Origin of the sequence: Proteus hauseri ATCC 700826 (assembly GCF_001654965.1) — a bacterium.
Classification (GTDB): domain Bacteria; phylum Pseudomonadota; class Gammaproteobacteria; order Enterobacterales; family Enterobacteriaceae; genus Proteus; species Proteus hauseri.
In genome coordinates, this window is sequence record NZ_LXEV01000033.1 from 1 (window position 1) to 18,206 (window position 18,206).

The following is an 18,206-nucleotide window of genomic DNA, read 5'->3' on the forward strand; positions in this document are numbered from 1 at the left end:
CATTCTACATCTTCCTCATTCAGTGTCAAGCGTTATTTTATAAGGCTTTTCACTTTATTTTTTGTTCTCTCAGTCAGTTCGCTTAGCGCCCTGTTCCGTGACAACGAGGACGCATTATAGGGAGTTTTCTGAGGCTGGCAATAGTTTTTTTAAAAAAAATGTTCGTTTGTTGGTAAATTAAACGAAGTGCCTATTTTTTGTGGCTTTTTATCCATTTTGGCAAGTCAGCCAAGCTATCTAGGATAAAATCTGCACACATTTGTGCCTCTTCAGTGATCTCTTTTCCTGTACGAACAAGAACTTTATTACCCACTCCCGCAGATTTTGCCGCCAACATATCTTCTTTTTTATCACCAACCATATAAGAAGAAGCCATATCGATGTTTAATTGTGCTTTTGCATCCATAAACATCCCCATCGCTGGTTTGCGACAATCGCAGACTTGTTTATATTCAGCAACACTCGCATCTGGATGATGAGGGCAATAATAGATACCATCTAAATCAACGCCTCTATCTGCTAAGGACCAATCCATCCACTCTGTAAGATGTAAAAATTGATCTTCACTATAATAACCACGACCAATTCCTGACTGGTTAGTCACTAAAACCAAGGCATAGCCCATTGCTTTTAGTTCCGCCATTGCTTCAATGACACCATCAATAAACTCAAAGTTATCAATTTCAGATACATAACCGTGGTCTATATTAATTGTTCCATCGCGATCAAGAAAAATCGCAGAAATCCCATTACTCACCAGCATTACTCCATTCAGATATTTGTTGTTAGTATCGCATGTTTTCTCTTATATAGAGAATGGAATCCATGCCTTTCTTTCTTTATTAGTCAGGAGTTGTTTTTTATTGACTTAGCCGTCTAGACGCCTTAACATCTATTTTAACTCGGGCAGAATAGTCTTTATGTCCATATTCTACTTATATAAAGAACAACATGATTAAACTGACGAATATAAACAAAGTATTTAAGCAGGGAACGCGTTCAATACAAGCGTTATCAAATATTAACCTGCATGTGCCCCAAGGGCAGATTTTTGGTGTTATCGGATCGTCAGGAGCGGGTAAAAGTACACTTATACGTTGTGTGAATATGTTAGAAAAACCAACTTCAGGAGAAGTTCTTGTTGATGGGCGTGACCTAACAAAGCTGTCTGATAAAGAATTAACAAAAGCTCGCCGCGGTATTGGCATGATTTTTCAGCATTTCAACTTACTTTCTTCAAGAACAGTATTTGATAATGTAGCCTTACCTTTAGAACTTGATAACACGCCACGTGCCAATATTACAAAGCGTGTAGATGAACTGCTAGAATTAGTTGGCCTATCTGATAAAAAAGATTATTACCCAGCCAATCTATCTGGTGGACAAAAGCAACGTGTTGCAATTGCACGCGCACTGGCTAACTCACCCAATGTTCTATTATGTGATGAAGCCACCAGCGCATTAGACCCTGCAACAACACGTTCTATTTTAGAATTATTAAAAGATATTAATCGCCGTTTAGGATTAACTATTTTACTGATCACTCACGAAATGGATGTAGTAAAACGTATTTGTGATCAAGTGGCAGTCATTAGTGGTGGTGAATTAGTAGAAAGTGATGCGGTGAGCCAAGTGTTCTCTCACCCTAAAACACCCGTTTCTCAGGCATTTATTCAATCAACATTACAATTGGATATTCCTGAAGATTATCAAGAACGCATGAAACCCGAGTGGGAAGAAGGTTTGTTCCCATTATTGAAACTTGAATTTAATGGTCAATCGGTTGATGCCCCATTGATGTCTATTGTCGCCCGTCGTTTTGATGCAGATATCAATATTTTAAGTTCTCAAATGGATTATGCAGGTGGTGTTAAATTTGGCGTTATGTTAGCTGAATTACACGGTAAAAATGGTAACACTGAAAAATCTATTGCATTTTTAGAAGAGCATCATGTGAAAGTAGAGGTTCTCGGTTATGTCTGAAGGAATGATTTATTTATTAATTGGTGGGATCTGGGAAACCTTAGTCATGACCTTCGTCTCTGGCTTTTTCGGTTTTGTTATTGGATTACCGTTAGGCGTATTGCTATATGTTACGCGTCCTGAGCAAATAATGACAAGTTCATCGACCTATCGGACTATTTCAGCATTGGTCAATGTGTTTAGGGCAATTCCTTTTATTATCTTACTCGTATGGATGATCCCATTTACTCGTATGGTAGTAGGTACATCCATTGGCTTACAAGCTGCTATTGTTCCTTTAACTGTAGGTGCGGCACCTTTTATTGCTCGTATGGTAGAAAATACCTTACTAGAAATTCCAAATGGATTGATTGAAGCATCTCGCTCTATGGGTGCAACACCAATGCAGATTATTAAAAAGGTTTTATTACCAGAATCTTTACCTGGCTTAATTAACGCGGCAACCATCACACTAATTACATTAGTGGGTTACTCAGCAATGGGGGGTGCTGTCGGTGCTGGCGGTTTAGGGCAGATTGGTTATCAGTATGGTTATGTTGGCTATAATGCAACAGTAATGAATACAGTAATTGTTCTACTCGTTATTCTTGTTTTTATCATTCAGTTTATTGGTAATCATTTAGTTAAGCTTACAACTCATAAATAAAAGCATTAAAGGCTTTATATCATCTATAGAGCCTTTTATATAAACGGATCAAATAAGGGTAAATGTATGTCATTAAAATTCAAATCGCTTGCAGTGGTAAGTGCATTAGTTGGCGCACTGGCATTAGCTGGTTGTGGTGAAAAAGACAAAGATCCGAACCATATTCGTGTCGGCGTTATTTCAGGTTCAGAACAACAAGTAGCTGAAGTTGCCAAACAAGTTGCTAAAGATAAATATGGTCTTGATGTTGAGCTCGTTACTTTTAATGACTTTGTGATGCCAAATGAGTCACTAAGCCGTGGCGATATCGATATTAACGCATTTCAACATAAGCCTTATTTAGATCAACAAATCAAAGATCGTAATTATAAGATTACTGCTGTAGGTAATACTTTTATTTACCCTATTGCAGGTTATTCTAAAAAAATTACTGATTTAGCTGATTTACCCGAGGGCGCACAAGTTGCTATCCCTAACGATCCGACTAACTTAGGTCGTTCATTATTATTGTTAGAAAAAGTAGGTTTAATTAAATTAAAAGAAGGTGTCGGGTTATTACCAACAGTCCTCGATATAACTGAAAACCCAAAAAATCTGAAATTAGTTGAATTAGAAGCACCACAATTACCACGATCTTTAGATGACCAAAAAATCTACTTAGCCGTGATAAATACAACCTACGCGAGTCAAGTAAACTTAACACCAGCAAAAGATGGTATTTTTGTTGAGGATAAAGACTCTCCTTACGTAAATATTATTGTTGCTCGTGAAGATAATAAAGATTCAGAGAATGTGAAGAAATTTATTCAAGCATATCAATCAGATGATGTGGATAGTGCCGCAAATAAAATCTTTAATGGTGGTGCTGTAAAAGGTTGGTAATTATTCATTATCTAACTTAATAATAAAAAAGGCGGACATTTGTTCGCCTTTCTCTTTTTTACTTGGATAATTTGCATTAAATTAGAGTCGTTTAATTTTTGTATAGACAATAAATAATAAAGAGGATGTAACCCATGCACATGCGCTTGCTACTTATTGGCATCATAGCGCTGTTTATGACAGGCTGTTCAGTCAAAAATTCATCTGATGTTGATCAGTCTAAATTTACGGATATGCGTTTAAATAAACCCGGCCAACCACAAAAACCAAAAGAGAAAACTGTTTCTCCTGTTCGTGTTGTTGAGAAAACAGAAGATCTTTTAGGTGCGCCTTTTAAAGATCTGGGTATTGTTTCTGGTGAGTCTTGTCGACAAACATTACAAGACCCACCCGCCAGCTTGCCTATTGCGAAAAAAAGAATGGCAACAAAAGCAGCTTATAAAAATGCCAATGCCGTTTTATTACATGAATGCCAGATTGTAACGGGGTTAGGTTGTTATCAATCAGCGATTTGCGAAGGCACAGCACTATTAATTACCCAATGAATTCCCTTCAAATTACACCTATAGGGCATATTGTTAGCCCTTATAAAGAGAAATTTGCCGTACCACGCCAACCTGGTTTAATTCAGGATGGCGGTGGTCAGCTTATTTTTCACTCTCCATATAATAATCCCGATGCAGTAAGGGGTTTAGAGCAATTTAGTCATTTGTGGCTACTGTTTATCTTTCACCAAACAGCACAACATGGATGGCATCCTTTAGTTAGACCTCCGCGATTAGGAGGAAATGCAAAAATGGGTGTATTCGCTACTCGCTCTACTTTTCGCCCTAATCCTATTGGTATGTCGTTAGTTGAACTGAAAAAAGTAAAAATAGATAATCAATCGGTTATTTTAGAATTAGGTAGCCTAGATCTTATCGACGGCACACCCATTATTGATATAAAGCCTTATCTTCCTTTTGCTGAATCTCATCCTGATGCAATTGCGGGTTTTGCTCAATATGCGCCTGATGATGAAATGGCCGTTTTCTTTTCTCAACAAGCATCAGAACAACTGCAACATTATGCTAACGAATATCCTAATCTTTCTCGCTTTATTACCCAAGTTTTACAGCAAGATCCTCGTCCTGCTTATAAAAAAGGGGAACAAAGTGATAGAGTATATGCAGCACATTTACTTGAGTTTAATATTCGCTGGCAAGTTAATGGGCAACAAACGCTTGTAGTGAGCATTGAACCACGATAATTTGCTCTAACAGTCATATACAATGCTATGATGAATTATCAATGCTTATTTTTTTATAAACTCTGGTAGTTCTTCTATTGTCTTTGAACAAATCAGATTGAAAAAAACGCTTTGCCCCTTTTGGCAGACTTAAGTCACTGGTAGACTAAAGTCTTTCCCTATTTATATTGATGTAGACTGGCGTGACAGTCAGCCTAAGTATTTTTGTTCTAATGGAACCTAATAATGCGTACTAGCCACTATTTGCTCTCTACTTTAAAAGAGACGCCTGCTGATGCAGAAATTGTCAGCCATCAACTTATGCTTCGCGCAGGCATGATCCGTAAACTTGCGTCTGGTCTTTATGACTGGATGCCAACCGGTGTTCGTGTTCTACGAAAAATTGAAAAAATTGTTCGTGAAGAGATGGATAACGCGGGATCGCTTGAAATTTCAATGCCTGTTGTTCAACCCGCAGATTTATGGCTAGAAAGTGGTCGCTGGGAACAATATGGCCCTGAATTGCTACGTTTTGCTGACAGAGGCGAGCGCCCTTTTGTTTTAGGTCCAACACATGAAGAAGTTGTGACTGATATCGTTCGTAACGAAATCACCTCTTACAAACAACTTCCACTCAATCTGTACCAAATTCAAACTAAATTCCGTGATGAAGTACGCCCTCGTTTTGGTGTTATGCGTTCTCGTGAATTTATTATGAAAGATGCATACTCTTTTCATATCTCTCAAGAGTCTTTACAAGAGACTTACGACAGAATGTACGAAGCCTATAGCAAAATCTTTACTCGTATTGGTCTTGATTTCCGTCCAGTACTTGCAGACACAGGTTCTATCGGTGGTAACGCATCACACGAATTCCAAGTATTAGCAGATAGTGGTGAAGACGATATCGTCTTCTCTACAGGTTCTGACTATGCAGCTAATATCGAGCTTGCAGAAGCAGTAATGCCAGCAACACCTCGCGCTGCGGCAACAGAAGAAATGCGTTTAGTCGATACGCCAAATGCAAAAACTATTGCTGAGTTAGTTGAACAATTCAATCTACCGATAGAAAAAACAGTAAAAACACTGATTGTTCATGGAACAAAAGAAAGTGGTCATAGCTTAGTGGCATTACTTGTTCGTGGTGATCATGAACTTAATGAAATTAAAGCAGAAAAATGTGACATCGTTGCATCACCTTTAACTTTTGCAACAGAAGCTGAAATTCGCCAAGCAGTCAATGCAGGTCCTGGCTCATTAGGCCCAGTTAATTTACCGATGCCAATTATTATGGATCGCGCGGTTTCTGTAATGAGTGACTTTGGTGCTGGTGCAAATACCGATGGTAAACACTATTTTGGTATTAACTGGGAACGTGACTTACCTGTTGCTGAAATTGCTGACATTCGTAATGTCGTTGAAGGTGATCCAAGCCCAGATGGCAAAGGTACTTTGCTTATCAAACGAGGTATTGAAGTTGGCCATATCTTCCAACTTGGCACAAAATATTCAGAAGCATTAAAAGCAACAGTACAAAACGAAGAAGGCCATAACCAAGTTGTGACTATGGGTTGCTATGGTATCGGTGTTACTCGTATTGTTGCTGCGGCAATTGAACAAAACCATGATGAGCGCGGTATTATTTGGCCTGATGCCATTGCACCATTCCAAGTTGCTATTTTACCAATGAATATGCATCGCTCTTATCGTGTAAAAGAAGTCGCTGACAAACTTTACAACGAGTTACGTGCGCAAGGTGTTGATGTTCTGTTTGATGATCGTAAAGAACGCCCTGGCGTGATGTTTGCGGATATGGAATTGATTGGTATTCCACACACTATCGTTATTGGTGATCGCAACCTCGATAATAATCAAATCGAATATAAAGCCCGTCGCAGTGATGATAAATCATTAGTTAATGTTGATGACGTTGTTGCTTTTATCAAAGAGCAATTAGCTTAATAAATAAAGCGCCTCTTTTGAGAAGCAAACTAATAACAAAAAACCCGCATTAGCGGGTTTTTTTATACTTTATGATAATAGCTTATCAAAAGAACCTTTCGTATTAGCCCCTACCACGATGACTAGCACAAGAACCATGACGATTAAAGCGAGTCTCTCCAGTAACAACTAATGCAGGATCAAAGCGTCCATCTTCCATTGATGGACGAATGCTATAATAACCATCCACTTCAAGATAAACTGGCGTTCCACCCTCAACACCTGTTGAGAAGTAACCTGTTTCTAAAGTTAAACCTTGAGCCGCATAAACGCGTCCAGATTGGCAATCTTTAAATGTTCCAGCGTCAGCTAAATACGTAAACTCACCCGATAATTTTCGAGGTTGAACTTTAACGAGTGAATAATTTAATTCTGAATTAATAACATTACCATCGATATCTAGCATCACCAATTTATCTTCTTTAGGAAGATAATAACTTTTTTCACCATAACTATTGGTTAATGCCAGCTTATCTTTACTTAACGCCCAAGTGCCTGATTCAAAAAAACTACCTTTATCATCAGCAGAACCTTGGTAACGCTGCTCCATAACATAAGAGCCATCTTGATTTACAAGGATTGTTGTGTCGATACCAGAGCAATCGGCACAAGGTAAAATACTATTGTATGTTTGATCAACAATCTTACCATCAAGTGATAAGCCAATATTATTTTGGCAACCTGATAATACAAATAACCCAGCAGCAATTGCTGCACATAAAAGTTTTTTCCCCATCATTTACTCCCTCATTCTGGGTACTTTATAATTACTCATTCTGTTTATGATTCTAGCATTTTTTATAACAAAAAGGGCTAATAAAACTAGCTTTAAGATAAATGCACCCTCCTTTGATAGTTATTTCTCAAATAACCTCTCATTAAGAACTATTTCAGAAAATTATTACAATATCTATTGTGCTCACATCGAATAACAGCATAATGATTTTATTCTGAATTATTCACTGGCGGCAATACCGCCACGAACGAGTGGTGAGGGAATATGTCAACAAATACAGAATATCAACCAATTAACTGTGATGACTATGAAAATTTGGAGTTAGCTTGCCAGCATGGAATGCATCTCCACATTGAGTTACATAGTGGTGAACTTATTGATGGTATTGCAGATGATCTTTTCTTAAGCAAAAAGGTCGAGTATCTGAAAATAAAGACCCCTGACGGTTCTAAAGATTTACGACTGGATATTATCGCCAGTTTTTCTAATCCCGAAATTGGGACTGTGGTTATAAAATCAGAGTAATCGCGAGTAAACAACCGCCCAAAGGCGGTTGTTTACTGATAAGTCTCTTGCCACTCGATAATAATGTTCTGTTCTAATGTTGCTTTTCCCTCAAGAGTAACAAAAGTATTAACCGCTGCAATTAATGTATCATTGAAATAAATCAATGGGATACGAGTTCTACGCCAAGGTGCAATACCCAATTCTTGCCAGATTTTTTTGCTATGTCTTGGGAGTTCTCTGCCAACAATACGCAAAGATGGCTGAGTAAGACCAAAACGAACGGTGACCTTCTCCGTGTTATAAGGTGCTCGGATCACCATTTCTTGGCCTTGTGCTACTGCTGAATGAACAATTAACACCCCTAAAGCTTCAGGTAAAACTAATGGCTGAGGTAATGACCATTCAATAACTTTATCTATTGGTTCATTGATGATAGGAATAAGATAAAGCCGTTTCTTATAACGGCGCACTTCATCCTCAATAAAGCGTAACCTAGGTTCAGCACCTTCTTTGGCTAAGGCTACTTCTTCCCACAAACGTAAAATCTGTTCCCTTGAAGGCATCGCTTTGTTTAAATAAGCAAACCAACGTCTTAATAAAGCATTACGTTTTATTGTACTGCACATTGCAAGAGCATCGATATCAACGCTATTTTGCTTGTCCATTAATAAATTAAGCTCTGAATCAAGTAATTCGTCTAACAGTGCTTCTTGCTCACCACAAAGTGCGGCACTACGGGTGACAGCTTGAGAGAAGTGATCCCACCGTTGAGTTAATAGTGGCATGATATGTAAGCGTAAAAAATTACGGTCATAGCGATCATCTTGATTACTATCGTCTTCAATCCAATGTAAATTTTGCTGATTTGCATAGTCTTCAACTTGCTTACGCGTGATATTTAATAATGGGCGAAGCAAGTAACTATGCTCAAATGGCATCTTAGCGGGCATAGATGAAAGTCCCGCGGGCCCACTTCCTCGTTTTAATGCCAGAAAAAAGGTTTCAGCTTGATCATCTTGATGTTGTGCCGTAACTAGGACTTGTTGTGGTTGTAGATGTTTTCGATAAGCCTGATAACGAGCCTCTCGCGCACCACTTTCAATGCCTGCGCTTTTACTTTCAACCTGCACTCTTTCACTGATAAAGGCAACATTCCACTGTTGGCAAAACTGTTCACAATGTTTTAGCCAATCATCTGCTTTAGCATTTAATCCGTGATGTACGTAAATAGCAGTTAACTCTAAGGGTAACTGGTATTCATCGCGTAAACGAACGAGCCCTTGTAATAAAACCGTTGAATCAACACCACCACTAAAACCGACTAAAATTGCCGAGTGATGACCCATTTGTTGTTTAATTTCATTAAGGATAGGATTAGAACTCAGTGCCATAGCATTATCATTTATCAGTAAAATTCTGGTGATTATGTTAAGTCTTTTGCCTCGCTTTTGCACTAACACAAAACATATTGATAATTAAAACAAAAAAGAAAACACAAAAAAAAGCAGAATAGTTATTATTCTGCTTTCTTAATCATTAAACCTAAATTGCTGTTATAAAAATTAACAGTAACCGTATTCCATTAAACGTTGGTAACGGCGGTTTTTTAATTCTTCTGATTCAAATGCATCTAACTCTTCTAAATCAGCTTTAATTTGCGCTTTTAGTGAAGTTGCAATTTCATCGTAATTACGATGTGCACCACCTAAAGGTTCCGCAATAACGTTATCAATAAGTTTTAGCTCTTTTAAGCGATTCGCAGTAATTCCCATCGCTTCTGCAGCTAAAGGTGCTTTATCTGCACTTTTCCAAAGAATTGAAGCACAACCTTCTGGTGAGATAACAGAATAAGTACTGTATTGCAGCATATTAACTTTATCACCGACACCAATAGCTAATGCGCCACCAGAACCACCTTCGCCAATAACAGTACAGATAATTGGCACACCAAGGCGTGACATCTCTCTTAAATTACGAGCAATAGCTTCAGATTGTCCACGTTCTTCTGCACCTACACCAGGATAAGCACCTGGAGTATCAATGAAAGTGATAATTGGCAGATTAAAACGTTGTGCCATTTCCATTAAACGCAGTGCTTTACGGTAGCCTTCTGGTGCAGGCATACCAAAGTTACGACGAATTTTTTCTTTGGTTTCGCGCCCTTTTTGGTGCCCAATAACCATAATAGGACGACCATCTAAACGAGCAATACCACCCACTATCGCTTTATCATCAGCATAAGCACGGTCGCCAGCTAATTCTTGGAAGTCAGTAAAAATACGATGAATATAGTCCAGTGTATAAGGTCTTAATGGATGACGAGCAAGTTGTGCAACTTGCCATGATCCAAGATCAGAGAAAATCTTACGTGTTAGCTCTAGGCTTTTTTCTCTTAGGCGCGAGACTTCTTCATCAATATTAATATCAATTTTTTCATCATGTTGGCTAACTGCGGTCAGCGAATCAATTTTCGCTTCTAACTCGGCAATTGGCTGTTCAAAATCCAGAAAATTAAGACTCATAACATTCCTATTCTAGTCAAATTCTAATTCCACCTGCTCATTACCCAGCAGAGTTCGCAGATCGGTCAAAAGCATATCCGTTGGCGTTATACGCCATGTCGCACCGAATCGTAGGCGGGCGCAGGCATCGTGCTTTTGAAAATAAAGATGAACCGGTATCGTGCCTGAACGATGTGGCTCTAAAACGCCGCGAAGACGATTTAATAATTGCTCATTAATTTGCCTGTCCGACAACGATATAGCAAGCCCTCTTGCATATTTTTCACGGGCTTCGCTTATATCCATAAGCTCACGGACAGTCATTTTAAGCCCACCGTTGAAATCATCAAAGCTGACCTGCCCGGTAGCAATTAAAATTCGATCTTTTTCCAATAAATGTTGGTATTTATCCAATGCATCGGAAAATAACATAATTTCAAGCCGACCAGAACGATCATCAAGGGTACATACCCCAATTCGATTACCTCGTTTAGTGGTAAAGACTTTAGATGCCAAGACTAAACCAGCAACTTTAACCATTTGGCCACGAGGAGTCGGTGTCAGATCTTTTAGACGCGTCCCAGCCGCGTATCGTTCAATTTCTTTTAAATAACGAGTGATGGGATGACCCGTTAAATATAAACCAAGTGTTTCTCTTTCACCCTCTAAAACAACCTGCTCTGGCCACTTAGGCACATTAGCATAAGAGCGCTCAACTTGCTCTGGTGCTTCAGCTAACACACCAAACATATCCGATTGCCCTATAGCTTCGGCTTTAGCATGTTGATCTGCCGCTTTTAGCGCATCTTCTAATGAAGACATTAATGCAGCACGATGAGGGCCAAGTTTATCAAATGCACCAGCCATGATCAGTTTTTCCATGACACGGCGATTTAATTTTTTCGTTTCTGTTCTGGCACTTAAATCAAAGATATCTTTAAAATGACCACCTTGCTGACGCGCCTCAACAATAGCTTCAATTGGCCCTTCGCCAACACCTTTTATTGCACCAATACCATAAACTATTTCACCTTCATCATTAACGTGAAAATGATAAAGACCACTATTGATATCTGGCGGTAAAACTTTTAAGCCCATACGCCAGCATTCATCCACTAATCCAACGACTTTTTCAGTGTTATCCATATCAGCAGTCATTACTGCTGCCATAAATTCTGCTGGATAGTGTGTTTTTAGCCATAGTGTTTGATAAGAAACCAGAGCATAAGCGGCAGAGTGAGATTTGTTAAATCCATAACCTGCGAATTTCTCCACAAGGTCAAAGATCCTCATGGCTAATTCGCCATCGACGCCATTTTTAATCGCACCCTCTTCAAAAACAGAGCGCTGTTTTGCCATTTCTTCAGGTTTTTTCTTACCCATGGCGCGTCGTAACATATCTGCGCCACCCAGTGTGTATCCAGCCAATACTTGGGCTATTTGCATAACCTGTTCTTGATACAAAATAACACCATAGGTAGGCTCTAAAACTGGTTGCAGACTCTCATGTTGCCATTTCACATCAGGGTAAGAAATTTCTTCAACACCATGTTTACGGTCGATAAAGTTATCAACCATTCCTGATTGCAAAGGCCCAGGCCTAAACAATGCAACAAGGGCTATCATATCTTCAAAACAGTCAGGGCGTAGACGTTTAATTAAGTCTTTCATACCACGGGATTCCAACTGGAATACCGCTGTAGTTTCAGAGCGCTGTAACATATCAAAACTGCGTTGATCTGTGAGGGGGATCGCTGCAATATCTACAGGTTCAAGCTCTTTTTTTGCGCGCCGGGCATTAATCATTTCTAATGCCCAGTTAATAATTGTTAGTGTCCGTAAGCCCAAAAAGTCAAACTTCACCAGCCCTGCATATTCGACATCATTCTTATCAAATTGGGTAACTGGGTTGTTTCCTTCCGCATCACAATAAAGTGGCGCGAAATCGGTAATTTTAGTCGGAGCAATGACCACACCGCCCGCATGTTTTCCTGCATTTCGCGTTACCCCTTCTAATTTACGCGCCATATCGATAAGGGCTTTCACCTCTTCATCAGCGTTATAAATTTCAGGTAATTGTGGCTCGGCTTCAAACGCTTTTTCTAACGTCATACCTGGGTCTGGCGGAACAAGCTTTGAAATTCTATCGACAAAACCGTAAGGATGTCCTAATACACGTCCTACATCACGAATAACCGCTTTTGCCGCCATCGTACCGAAGGTAATGATCTGAGATACTGCATCACGACCATACATTTCAGCAACATGGTCGATAACTCGGTCGCGTTTTTCCATACAGAAGTCGACGTCGAAATCGGGCATGGAAACACGTTCAGGGTTAAGAAAACGTTCAAAGAGTAAGTCAAATTCTAATGGATCAAGGTCAGTAATTTTTAACGAATAGGCCACCAGCGAACCTGCACCAGAACCACGACCTGGCCCTACAGGTACGCCATTATCCTTGGACCACTGAATAAACTCCATCACGATAAGGAAGTAACCCGGAAATCCCATTTGGTTAATAACTTTTAATTCTATATCGAGACGTTCATCATATTCAGGACGTTTCTTTTTGCGTTCTTCTGGATCCGGAAAAAGAAAAGCTAAACGTTCTTCTAACCCTTCTTTTGATTTCTTAACTAAGAAATCTTCTGTACTCATATCCCCTGTTGGAAATTGAGGAAGAAAGTATTCACCTAACCTAATTGTGACATTACAACGTTTGGCAATTTCAACGCTGTTTTCTAATGCTTCAGGAATATCAGCAAACAGCTCACACATTTCTTCTTCTGTGCGCATATATTGCTGTGGGCTGTAATTTTTGGGACGCTTGGGATCCGAAAGTGTAAAACCATCATGAATAGCGACGCGAATTTCATGAGCATCAAAATCCCCCGCGTCAAGAAAGCAGACCTCATTTGTTGCAACAACAGGAAGCCCCGTTTCAGCAGCTAAAGCAACCGCCTGATGAAGATAAGCTTCTTCATCAGGACGACCTGTACGGATCAACTCTAGATAATAACTATCAGGGAAATGCGTTTGATAATATTCAAGACATTGGTCAACTAATGGACGATTACCACGAAGTAAAAATTTACCAACATCCCCCATTCTGCCGCCAGAGATTAGCAACAACCCTTCTTTATAGGTTGTTAGCCATTCTTGTTTAATAACAGGGCCGGCAGCGCCATAGCCATGTTTATAAGCTTCAGAAATAAGTAACGTAAGATTTTGATAGCCAACATTATTACGTGCAAGAATAGTTAGGTGAGCATACTCATCACCTAATAGTTCAGTTTCAAGATAAACATCAGCACCCACTATAGGTTTAACACCTGCACCGTGAGCTGCGCCATAAAATTTCACTAACCCACATAAGTTAGTAAAATCAGTAATCGCAAAAGCAGGCATTCCCAGCGAAGCCACTTTCTTCACAAGAGGCCCAGTTTTTGCCAATCCATCGATCATTGAATAATCGCTGTGAACCCTAAGATGGATAAAACGAGGATCTGCCATAATTCTTTAATTACTCTGTGGGTTACTCTAAGTTTAAGGCGCGTTTTACAGGAGCAAAACTTTTTCGGTGATAAGGTGTTGCACCTAATAAAGCCAGTTTTTCCATATGAAAAGCCGTTGGATAGCCTTTATGTTTAGCAAAACCATATTCAGGATAAAGTGTATCTAACGCTTCCATTTCTCTATCACGAGTGACTTTAGCCAAAATCGATGCTGCACTTATTTCTTGCACAAGACTATCGCCTTTTATTACGGCTTGAGATGCCATCGGTAATGTTGGACAACGATTACCGTCCACTAACACCATATCTGGTGTTAATGATAATCCAGCAACAGCACGCTCCATCGCCTTCATTGTTGCCCAAAGAATATTAAGTTGATCAATTTCTTCAGGTTCCGCTCGCCCAATTGCCCAGCACAATGCTTTTTCTTTTATTTCATCATAAAGCGCATTACGTTTCTTTTCCGTCAGCTTTTTAGAGTCATTTAATCCTTCTATTGGATTAGCGGGATCTAAAATTACTGCTGCTGTTACAACTGCGCCGACTAAAGGCCCACGGCCAACTTCATCAACACCAGCGATACAATTTGCTTTTGGATATACAAATTCCATTATTAACCTGCCAATTCTAATACTGCGTTCGCTGCTTGCTCATCAGCATTACAACGAATAGCTGAATGTAGCTGTAAAAATGTCTCTTTTAATTGCTGCACTTTTTCGTTGTCAGTTAAAAGGGGCAAAAGTTGTTCTGCTAACGCCTCTGGCTTGCAATCTTCTTGCAATAACTCTTTTATAATTTCTCGTCCTGCCAATAAATTAGGCAAAGAGACATAAGGCGTTTTAACTAATTTTTTTGCTAACCAAAAAGTAAAAGGTTTCATACGATAGCCTACAACCATTGGACATTTTGTTAGCATACATTCTAAAGCTGCGGTGCCTGATGCAAGTAAAGTCGCATCACTGGCAGTCATTGCTTCTCTCGCTTGACCATCTAACAACTGAATATCAAGCTCAGGAGCAACAGCTTGATGAATTTGTTCAAACTGAGCTCGGCGTTTTGCATTTACCAGCGGTACTAAAATATGTAGTGCAGGAATATGTTGTTTTAGTAATTTTGCTGTTTTTATAAAATCAGCACTCAACATTTCTACTTCAGCATGACGACTTCCTGGTAATAATGCTAAACAGGTAACATTTTCAGCAATACCTAGATGCTCTCTAGCTGCATTCTTGTCTGGATTAAGTGCAATAGCATCTGCCATTGTGTGACCAATAAACCGACAAGGAACCTGATATTTATCGTAAAACGCTTTTTCAAAAGGAAGAAAAGCCAACACTAAATCCGTAGCTTTACCAATTTTGAAAACGCGTTTTTGACGCCAAGCCCATACAGAAGGGCTGACATAATGAATTGTTTTAATCCCTTTTTGCTTTAAACGCCCTTCAAGGGTGATATTAAAGTCTGGGGCATCAATTCCAACAAAAACGTCGGGTTTAAGTTCTGAAAACCGCTGAGTAAGATCTTTTCTGATCTTAAGTAATCTGGGTAAACGTTCTAAAACTTCGACGATCCCCATAACCGCGAGCTCCTCCATCTCGTACCAAGCTTCACAACCTTCAGCTTGCATAAGAGGACCAGCTACACCAACAAAGCGGATATTAGGATGTTTGAGTTTAAGAGCGCGGATTAAACCCGCGCCCAGGATATCACCGGACGTTTCACCAGCTACTAAGCCGATAACTAACGGACGCTGATCAATAGATGGTTGGCCTGACAAGGTCATATCCTAATTAGCGAATAATGCCACGGTTGGATTGTGCTGAGTGCTCAAGAAAATCACTGAACATTTTGACATACGGGTTATTATTATCCGCAACCAATTGTCCAATTTCTTCACGTGCTTCTTCCAGCGTTTTACCATTACGATAAAGTATTTTGTAAGCATTACGAATAGCGTGAAGATCTTCCTTAGCAAAACCTCGACGTTTTAATCCTTCGATATTTAGTCCATAAGGTGTTGCATGGTTTCCTTGTGCAATAACAAAAGGAGGAACATCTTGTGCAACCCCTGAACATCCGCCAACCATTACATGGGAACCAATTTGGCAAAATTGATGAACCGCACTCATGCCACCAATAATAACGAAATCCCCTAAAGTGACATGTCCGCCAAGGGTGCCATTATTCGCAATGATACAACGATCACCAATAATACAGTCATGAGCGACATGTGTATTGATCATCAGTAAATTGTCATTACCAATCTTGGTTAAGTTGCCACCTTGTGTCGTGCCACGATGAATTGTCACACTTTCACGAATAAGGTTGCGATCACCAATAATCACTTCGGTCGGTTCACCACGATATTTCAGATCCTGATTAGCTTCACCTATCGAGGCAAACTGATAAATTTGATTATCACGACCAATACGGGTATGCCCATTAATAACAACGTGAGATTTAATATCGCTACCTTCACCAATCTCAACATTGCCACCAATAACGCAAAAAGGGCCAATGCGAACATTAGCACCAATTACCGCACCCTCTTCAACAATTGAAGAAGGGTGAATTACTGCGGATTTATCTATCATAGGCTAAACCTCACGGCGGCGAGCACACATCATCTCAGCTTCGCAAGCAATTTCTCCATCGACTTTAGCGACGCCTTTAAAGCGTGCAACACCACGGCGTTCTTTAATGAATTCAACTTCTAGGATCATCTGATCACCAGGTAAGACAGGACGTTTAAAGCGAGCACCATCAATAGCAGCAAAATAGTAAAGTTCAACGGGCTCCAGTTTACCTACACTTTTAAATGCTAAAATACCTGTTGCCTGTGCCATCGCTTCTAAAATCAACACGCCAGGAAAAATAGGTTTACCCGGAAAGTGACCTTGAAAGAAAGGCTCATTAAAAGATACATTTTTTACTGCTCTTAGAAATTTCCCTTCTTCAAAATCAAGGACACGATCAACCAATAAGAATGGGTAACGGTGTGGAAGTAAATCTAAAATTTCTTCGATTTGCAGAGTATGATTCTCACTCATTGCAATACTCTTCCTGTCTAATAAAACTGAGTCTAATTAATAATGACACGACCTGCTGTGACTCAAAAAGTGAGTTAACTCGCAGGTCGCAAAATGGGTAACAATAGTCTGACGACATGTTTTGTTACTTATCGCTACTTTCTACTTGACGTTCTAGCGACTTTAGCCTTTTTTGCATTTCATCAATTCGCAACACAAGTGCTGCGGTTTTACGCCATGCTTTGTTAGGTTGTAACGGGATACCTGATGAATAAACACCCGGCTCAGTGATAGGACGCATTACCATACCCATTCCTGTTACCGTTACTTTATCACAGATTTCCATATGACCATTGATAACACTTGCTCCACCAATCATACAGTAGCGCCCTATTTTCAGGCTGCCCGCCATAATGACACCACCCGCAACTGCGGTATTGTCACCAATAATGACGTTATGTGCGATTTGGCACTGGTTATCAATGATAACACCATTACCAATAACTGTGTTATCTAATGCGCCACGGTCGATAGTTGTACATGCACCAATTTCAACACGATCACCAATCACAACAGAACCAAGTTGTGGGATTTTAATCCAGTTACCGCGCTCATTGGCATAACCAAAACCATCCGAACCAATTACAGTACCAGATTGAATTAAGCAATCTTTACCAATAATAACTTCATGATAAATAGATACATTTGCCCATAAACGACTATTATCACCGATACATGCTTTTTTACCAACAAAACATCCTGCGCCAATCACAACGTTATCACCCAGTTCAACGCCTGATTCAATCACAGCATTTGCACCAACTGAAACATTCTGACCTAATTTAGCCTCAGGCGAAATGACAGCCGTTGGATGAATATCTTGCGCTGGGCTTGGTGTTGTATCCATTATCTGAGCCATTTGTGCGTAGGCAAGATAAGGATTTTTTACAACAAGTGCCGCGACTGGGCAAAAAGGAAGATCCGCCTCAGTTAAAACAACCGCGGCTGCCTTACACTCAGTTAATTTTTCACGATAACGGCTATCGGAAAGAAATGTAATTTGTTCACTATTTGCTAGGCTCATTGAAGCAAGACCGGCGATGGTAATATCACCATCGCCGTGTAACTGTGCATTCAACTGCTGCGCAAGCGAAGCTAATCGAATTGAAGACATC

Annotated in this window: 17 protein-coding genes; 7 read left to right on the top strand and 10 right to left on the bottom strand. The window is 39.7% G+C overall.

Annotation, left to right across the window (positions count from 1 at the left end; genetic code table 11):
- Nucleotides 1–190: 190 nt before the first annotated feature.
- Complete coding sequence (gene gmhB / locus M997_RS15140; RefSeq protein ID WP_064720994.1) at nt 191–757, bottom strand: D-glycero-beta-D-manno-heptose 1,7-bisphosphate 7-phosphatase; 567 nt, start codon at nt 755–757, stop codon at nt 191–193.
- A 194-nt stretch (nt 758–951) separates the two neighbouring features.
- On the opposite strand from gmhB, the gene metN reads away from it, so the two are divergent.
- The 6 genes from metN to proS all read left to right on the top strand — a co-directional run bounded on the left by metN (nt 952) and on the right by proS (nt 6,701).
- Entirely contained in the window at nt 952–1,983 is a 1,032-nt protein-coding gene (gene metN / locus M997_RS15145) for a methionine ABC transporter ATP-binding protein MetN (RefSeq protein WP_064720948.1), read from the top strand.
- Entirely contained in the window at nt 1,976–2,629 is a 654-nt protein-coding gene (locus M997_RS15150) for a methionine ABC transporter permease MetI (protein ID WP_064720949.1), read from the top strand. Before metN ends, M997_RS15150 begins: the two co-directional genes overlap by 8 nt.
- Before the next feature lie 66 nt (nt 2,630–2,695).
- Nucleotides 2,696–3,511, top strand: coding sequence for a MetQ/NlpA family lipoprotein (locus M997_RS15155; protein ID WP_064720950.1), 816 nt, complete (start codon nt 2,696–2,698; stop codon nt 3,509–3,511).
- A 134-nt stretch (nt 3,512–3,645) separates the two neighbouring features.
- On the top strand, nt 3,646–4,056 hold the full coding sequence (gene rcsF, locus M997_RS15160) for an Rcs stress response system protein RcsF (RefSeq protein ID WP_082918456.1): 411 nt from the start codon (nt 3,646–3,648) through the stop codon (nt 4,054–4,056).
- Nucleotides 4,053–4,760, top strand: a complete 708-nt coding sequence (tsaA, locus tag M997_RS15165) for a tRNA (N6-threonylcarbamoyladenosine(37)-N6)-methyltransferase TrmO (RefSeq protein WP_064720951.1) — start codon at nt 4,053–4,055, stop codon at nt 4,758–4,760. Before rcsF ends, tsaA begins: the two co-directional genes overlap by 4 nt.
- A gap of 225 nt (nt 4,761–4,985) precedes the next feature.
- Nucleotides 4,986–6,701, top strand: coding sequence for a proline--tRNA ligase (proS, locus tag M997_RS15170; RefSeq protein WP_064720952.1), 1,716 nt, complete (start codon nt 4,986–4,988; stop codon nt 6,699–6,701).
- A gap of 103 nt (nt 6,702–6,804) precedes the next feature.
- Here the strand turns inward: proS and nlpE are convergent, their stop codons facing one another.
- Nucleotides 6,805–7,479, bottom strand: a complete 675-nt coding sequence (nlpE, locus tag M997_RS15175; protein ID WP_082918457.1) for an envelope stress response activation lipoprotein NlpE — start codon at nt 7,477–7,479, stop codon at nt 6,805–6,807.
- 261 nt (nt 7,480–7,740) lie between these two features.
- Here nlpE and rof point away from each other — a divergent pair, with 261 nt between their 5' ends.
- Nucleotides 7,741–8,001 (top strand): Rho-binding antiterminator, encoded by a 261-nt coding sequence (gene rof, locus M997_RS15180; RefSeq protein WP_064720954.1) that lies wholly within the window; start codon nt 7,741–7,743, stop codon nt 7,999–8,001.
- Between the two features lie 32 nt (nt 8,002–8,033).
- On the opposite strand, the gene tilS is transcribed toward rof, so the two are convergent.
- The 8 genes from tilS to lpxD all read right to left on the bottom strand — a co-directional run bounded on the left by tilS (nt 8,034) and on the right by lpxD (nt 18,205).
- Nucleotides 8,034–9,374: a tRNA lysidine(34) synthetase TilS gene (tilS, locus tag M997_RS15185; RefSeq protein WP_064720955.1), complete on the bottom strand. Its 1,341-nt coding sequence runs from the start codon at nt 9,372–9,374 to the stop codon at nt 8,034–8,036.
- Between the two features lie 171 nt (nt 9,375–9,545).
- The gene (gene accA, locus M997_RS15190; RefSeq protein ID WP_064720956.1) at nt 9,546–10,505 is read right to left on the bottom strand and encodes an acetyl-CoA carboxylase carboxyl transferase subunit alpha; all 960 of its coding nucleotides are present in this window, start codon (nt 10,503–10,505) and stop codon (nt 9,546–9,548) included.
- Nucleotides 10,506–10,517: 12 nt separating this feature from the next.
- Nucleotides 10,518–14,000, bottom strand: coding sequence for a DNA polymerase III subunit alpha (gene dnaE, locus M997_RS15195; RefSeq protein WP_064720957.1), 3,483 nt, complete (start codon nt 13,998–14,000; stop codon nt 10,518–10,520).
- Nucleotides 14,001–14,022: 22 nt separating this feature from the next.
- On the bottom strand, nt 14,023–14,613 hold the full coding sequence (rnhB, locus tag M997_RS15200; protein ID WP_064720958.1) for a ribonuclease HII: 591 nt from the start codon (nt 14,611–14,613) through the stop codon (nt 14,023–14,025).
- Nucleotides 14,614–14,615: 2 nt separating this feature from the next.
- Nucleotides 14,616–15,785, bottom strand: a complete 1,170-nt coding sequence (gene lpxB / locus M997_RS15205; protein ID WP_064720959.1) for a lipid-A-disaccharide synthase — start codon at nt 15,783–15,785, stop codon at nt 14,616–14,618.
- A gap of 7 nt (nt 15,786–15,792) precedes the next feature.
- Nucleotides 15,793–16,596, bottom strand: a complete 804-nt coding sequence (lpxA, locus tag M997_RS15210) for an acyl-ACP--UDP-N-acetylglucosamine O-acyltransferase (RefSeq protein WP_064720960.1) — start codon at nt 16,594–16,596, stop codon at nt 15,793–15,795.
- A gap of 3 nt (nt 16,597–16,599) precedes the next feature.
- Nucleotides 16,600–17,052, bottom strand: coding sequence for a 3-hydroxyacyl-ACP dehydratase FabZ (gene fabZ, locus M997_RS15215; protein ID WP_064720961.1), 453 nt, complete (start codon nt 17,050–17,052; stop codon nt 16,600–16,602).
- A 124-nt stretch (nt 17,053–17,176) separates the two neighbouring features.
- Nucleotides 17,177–18,205: a UDP-3-O-(3-hydroxymyristoyl)glucosamine N-acyltransferase gene (gene lpxD / locus M997_RS15220; protein WP_064720962.1), complete on the bottom strand. Its 1,029-nt coding sequence runs from the start codon at nt 18,203–18,205 to the stop codon at nt 17,177–17,179.
- Between the last annotated feature and the right edge of the window lies 1 nt (nt 18,206).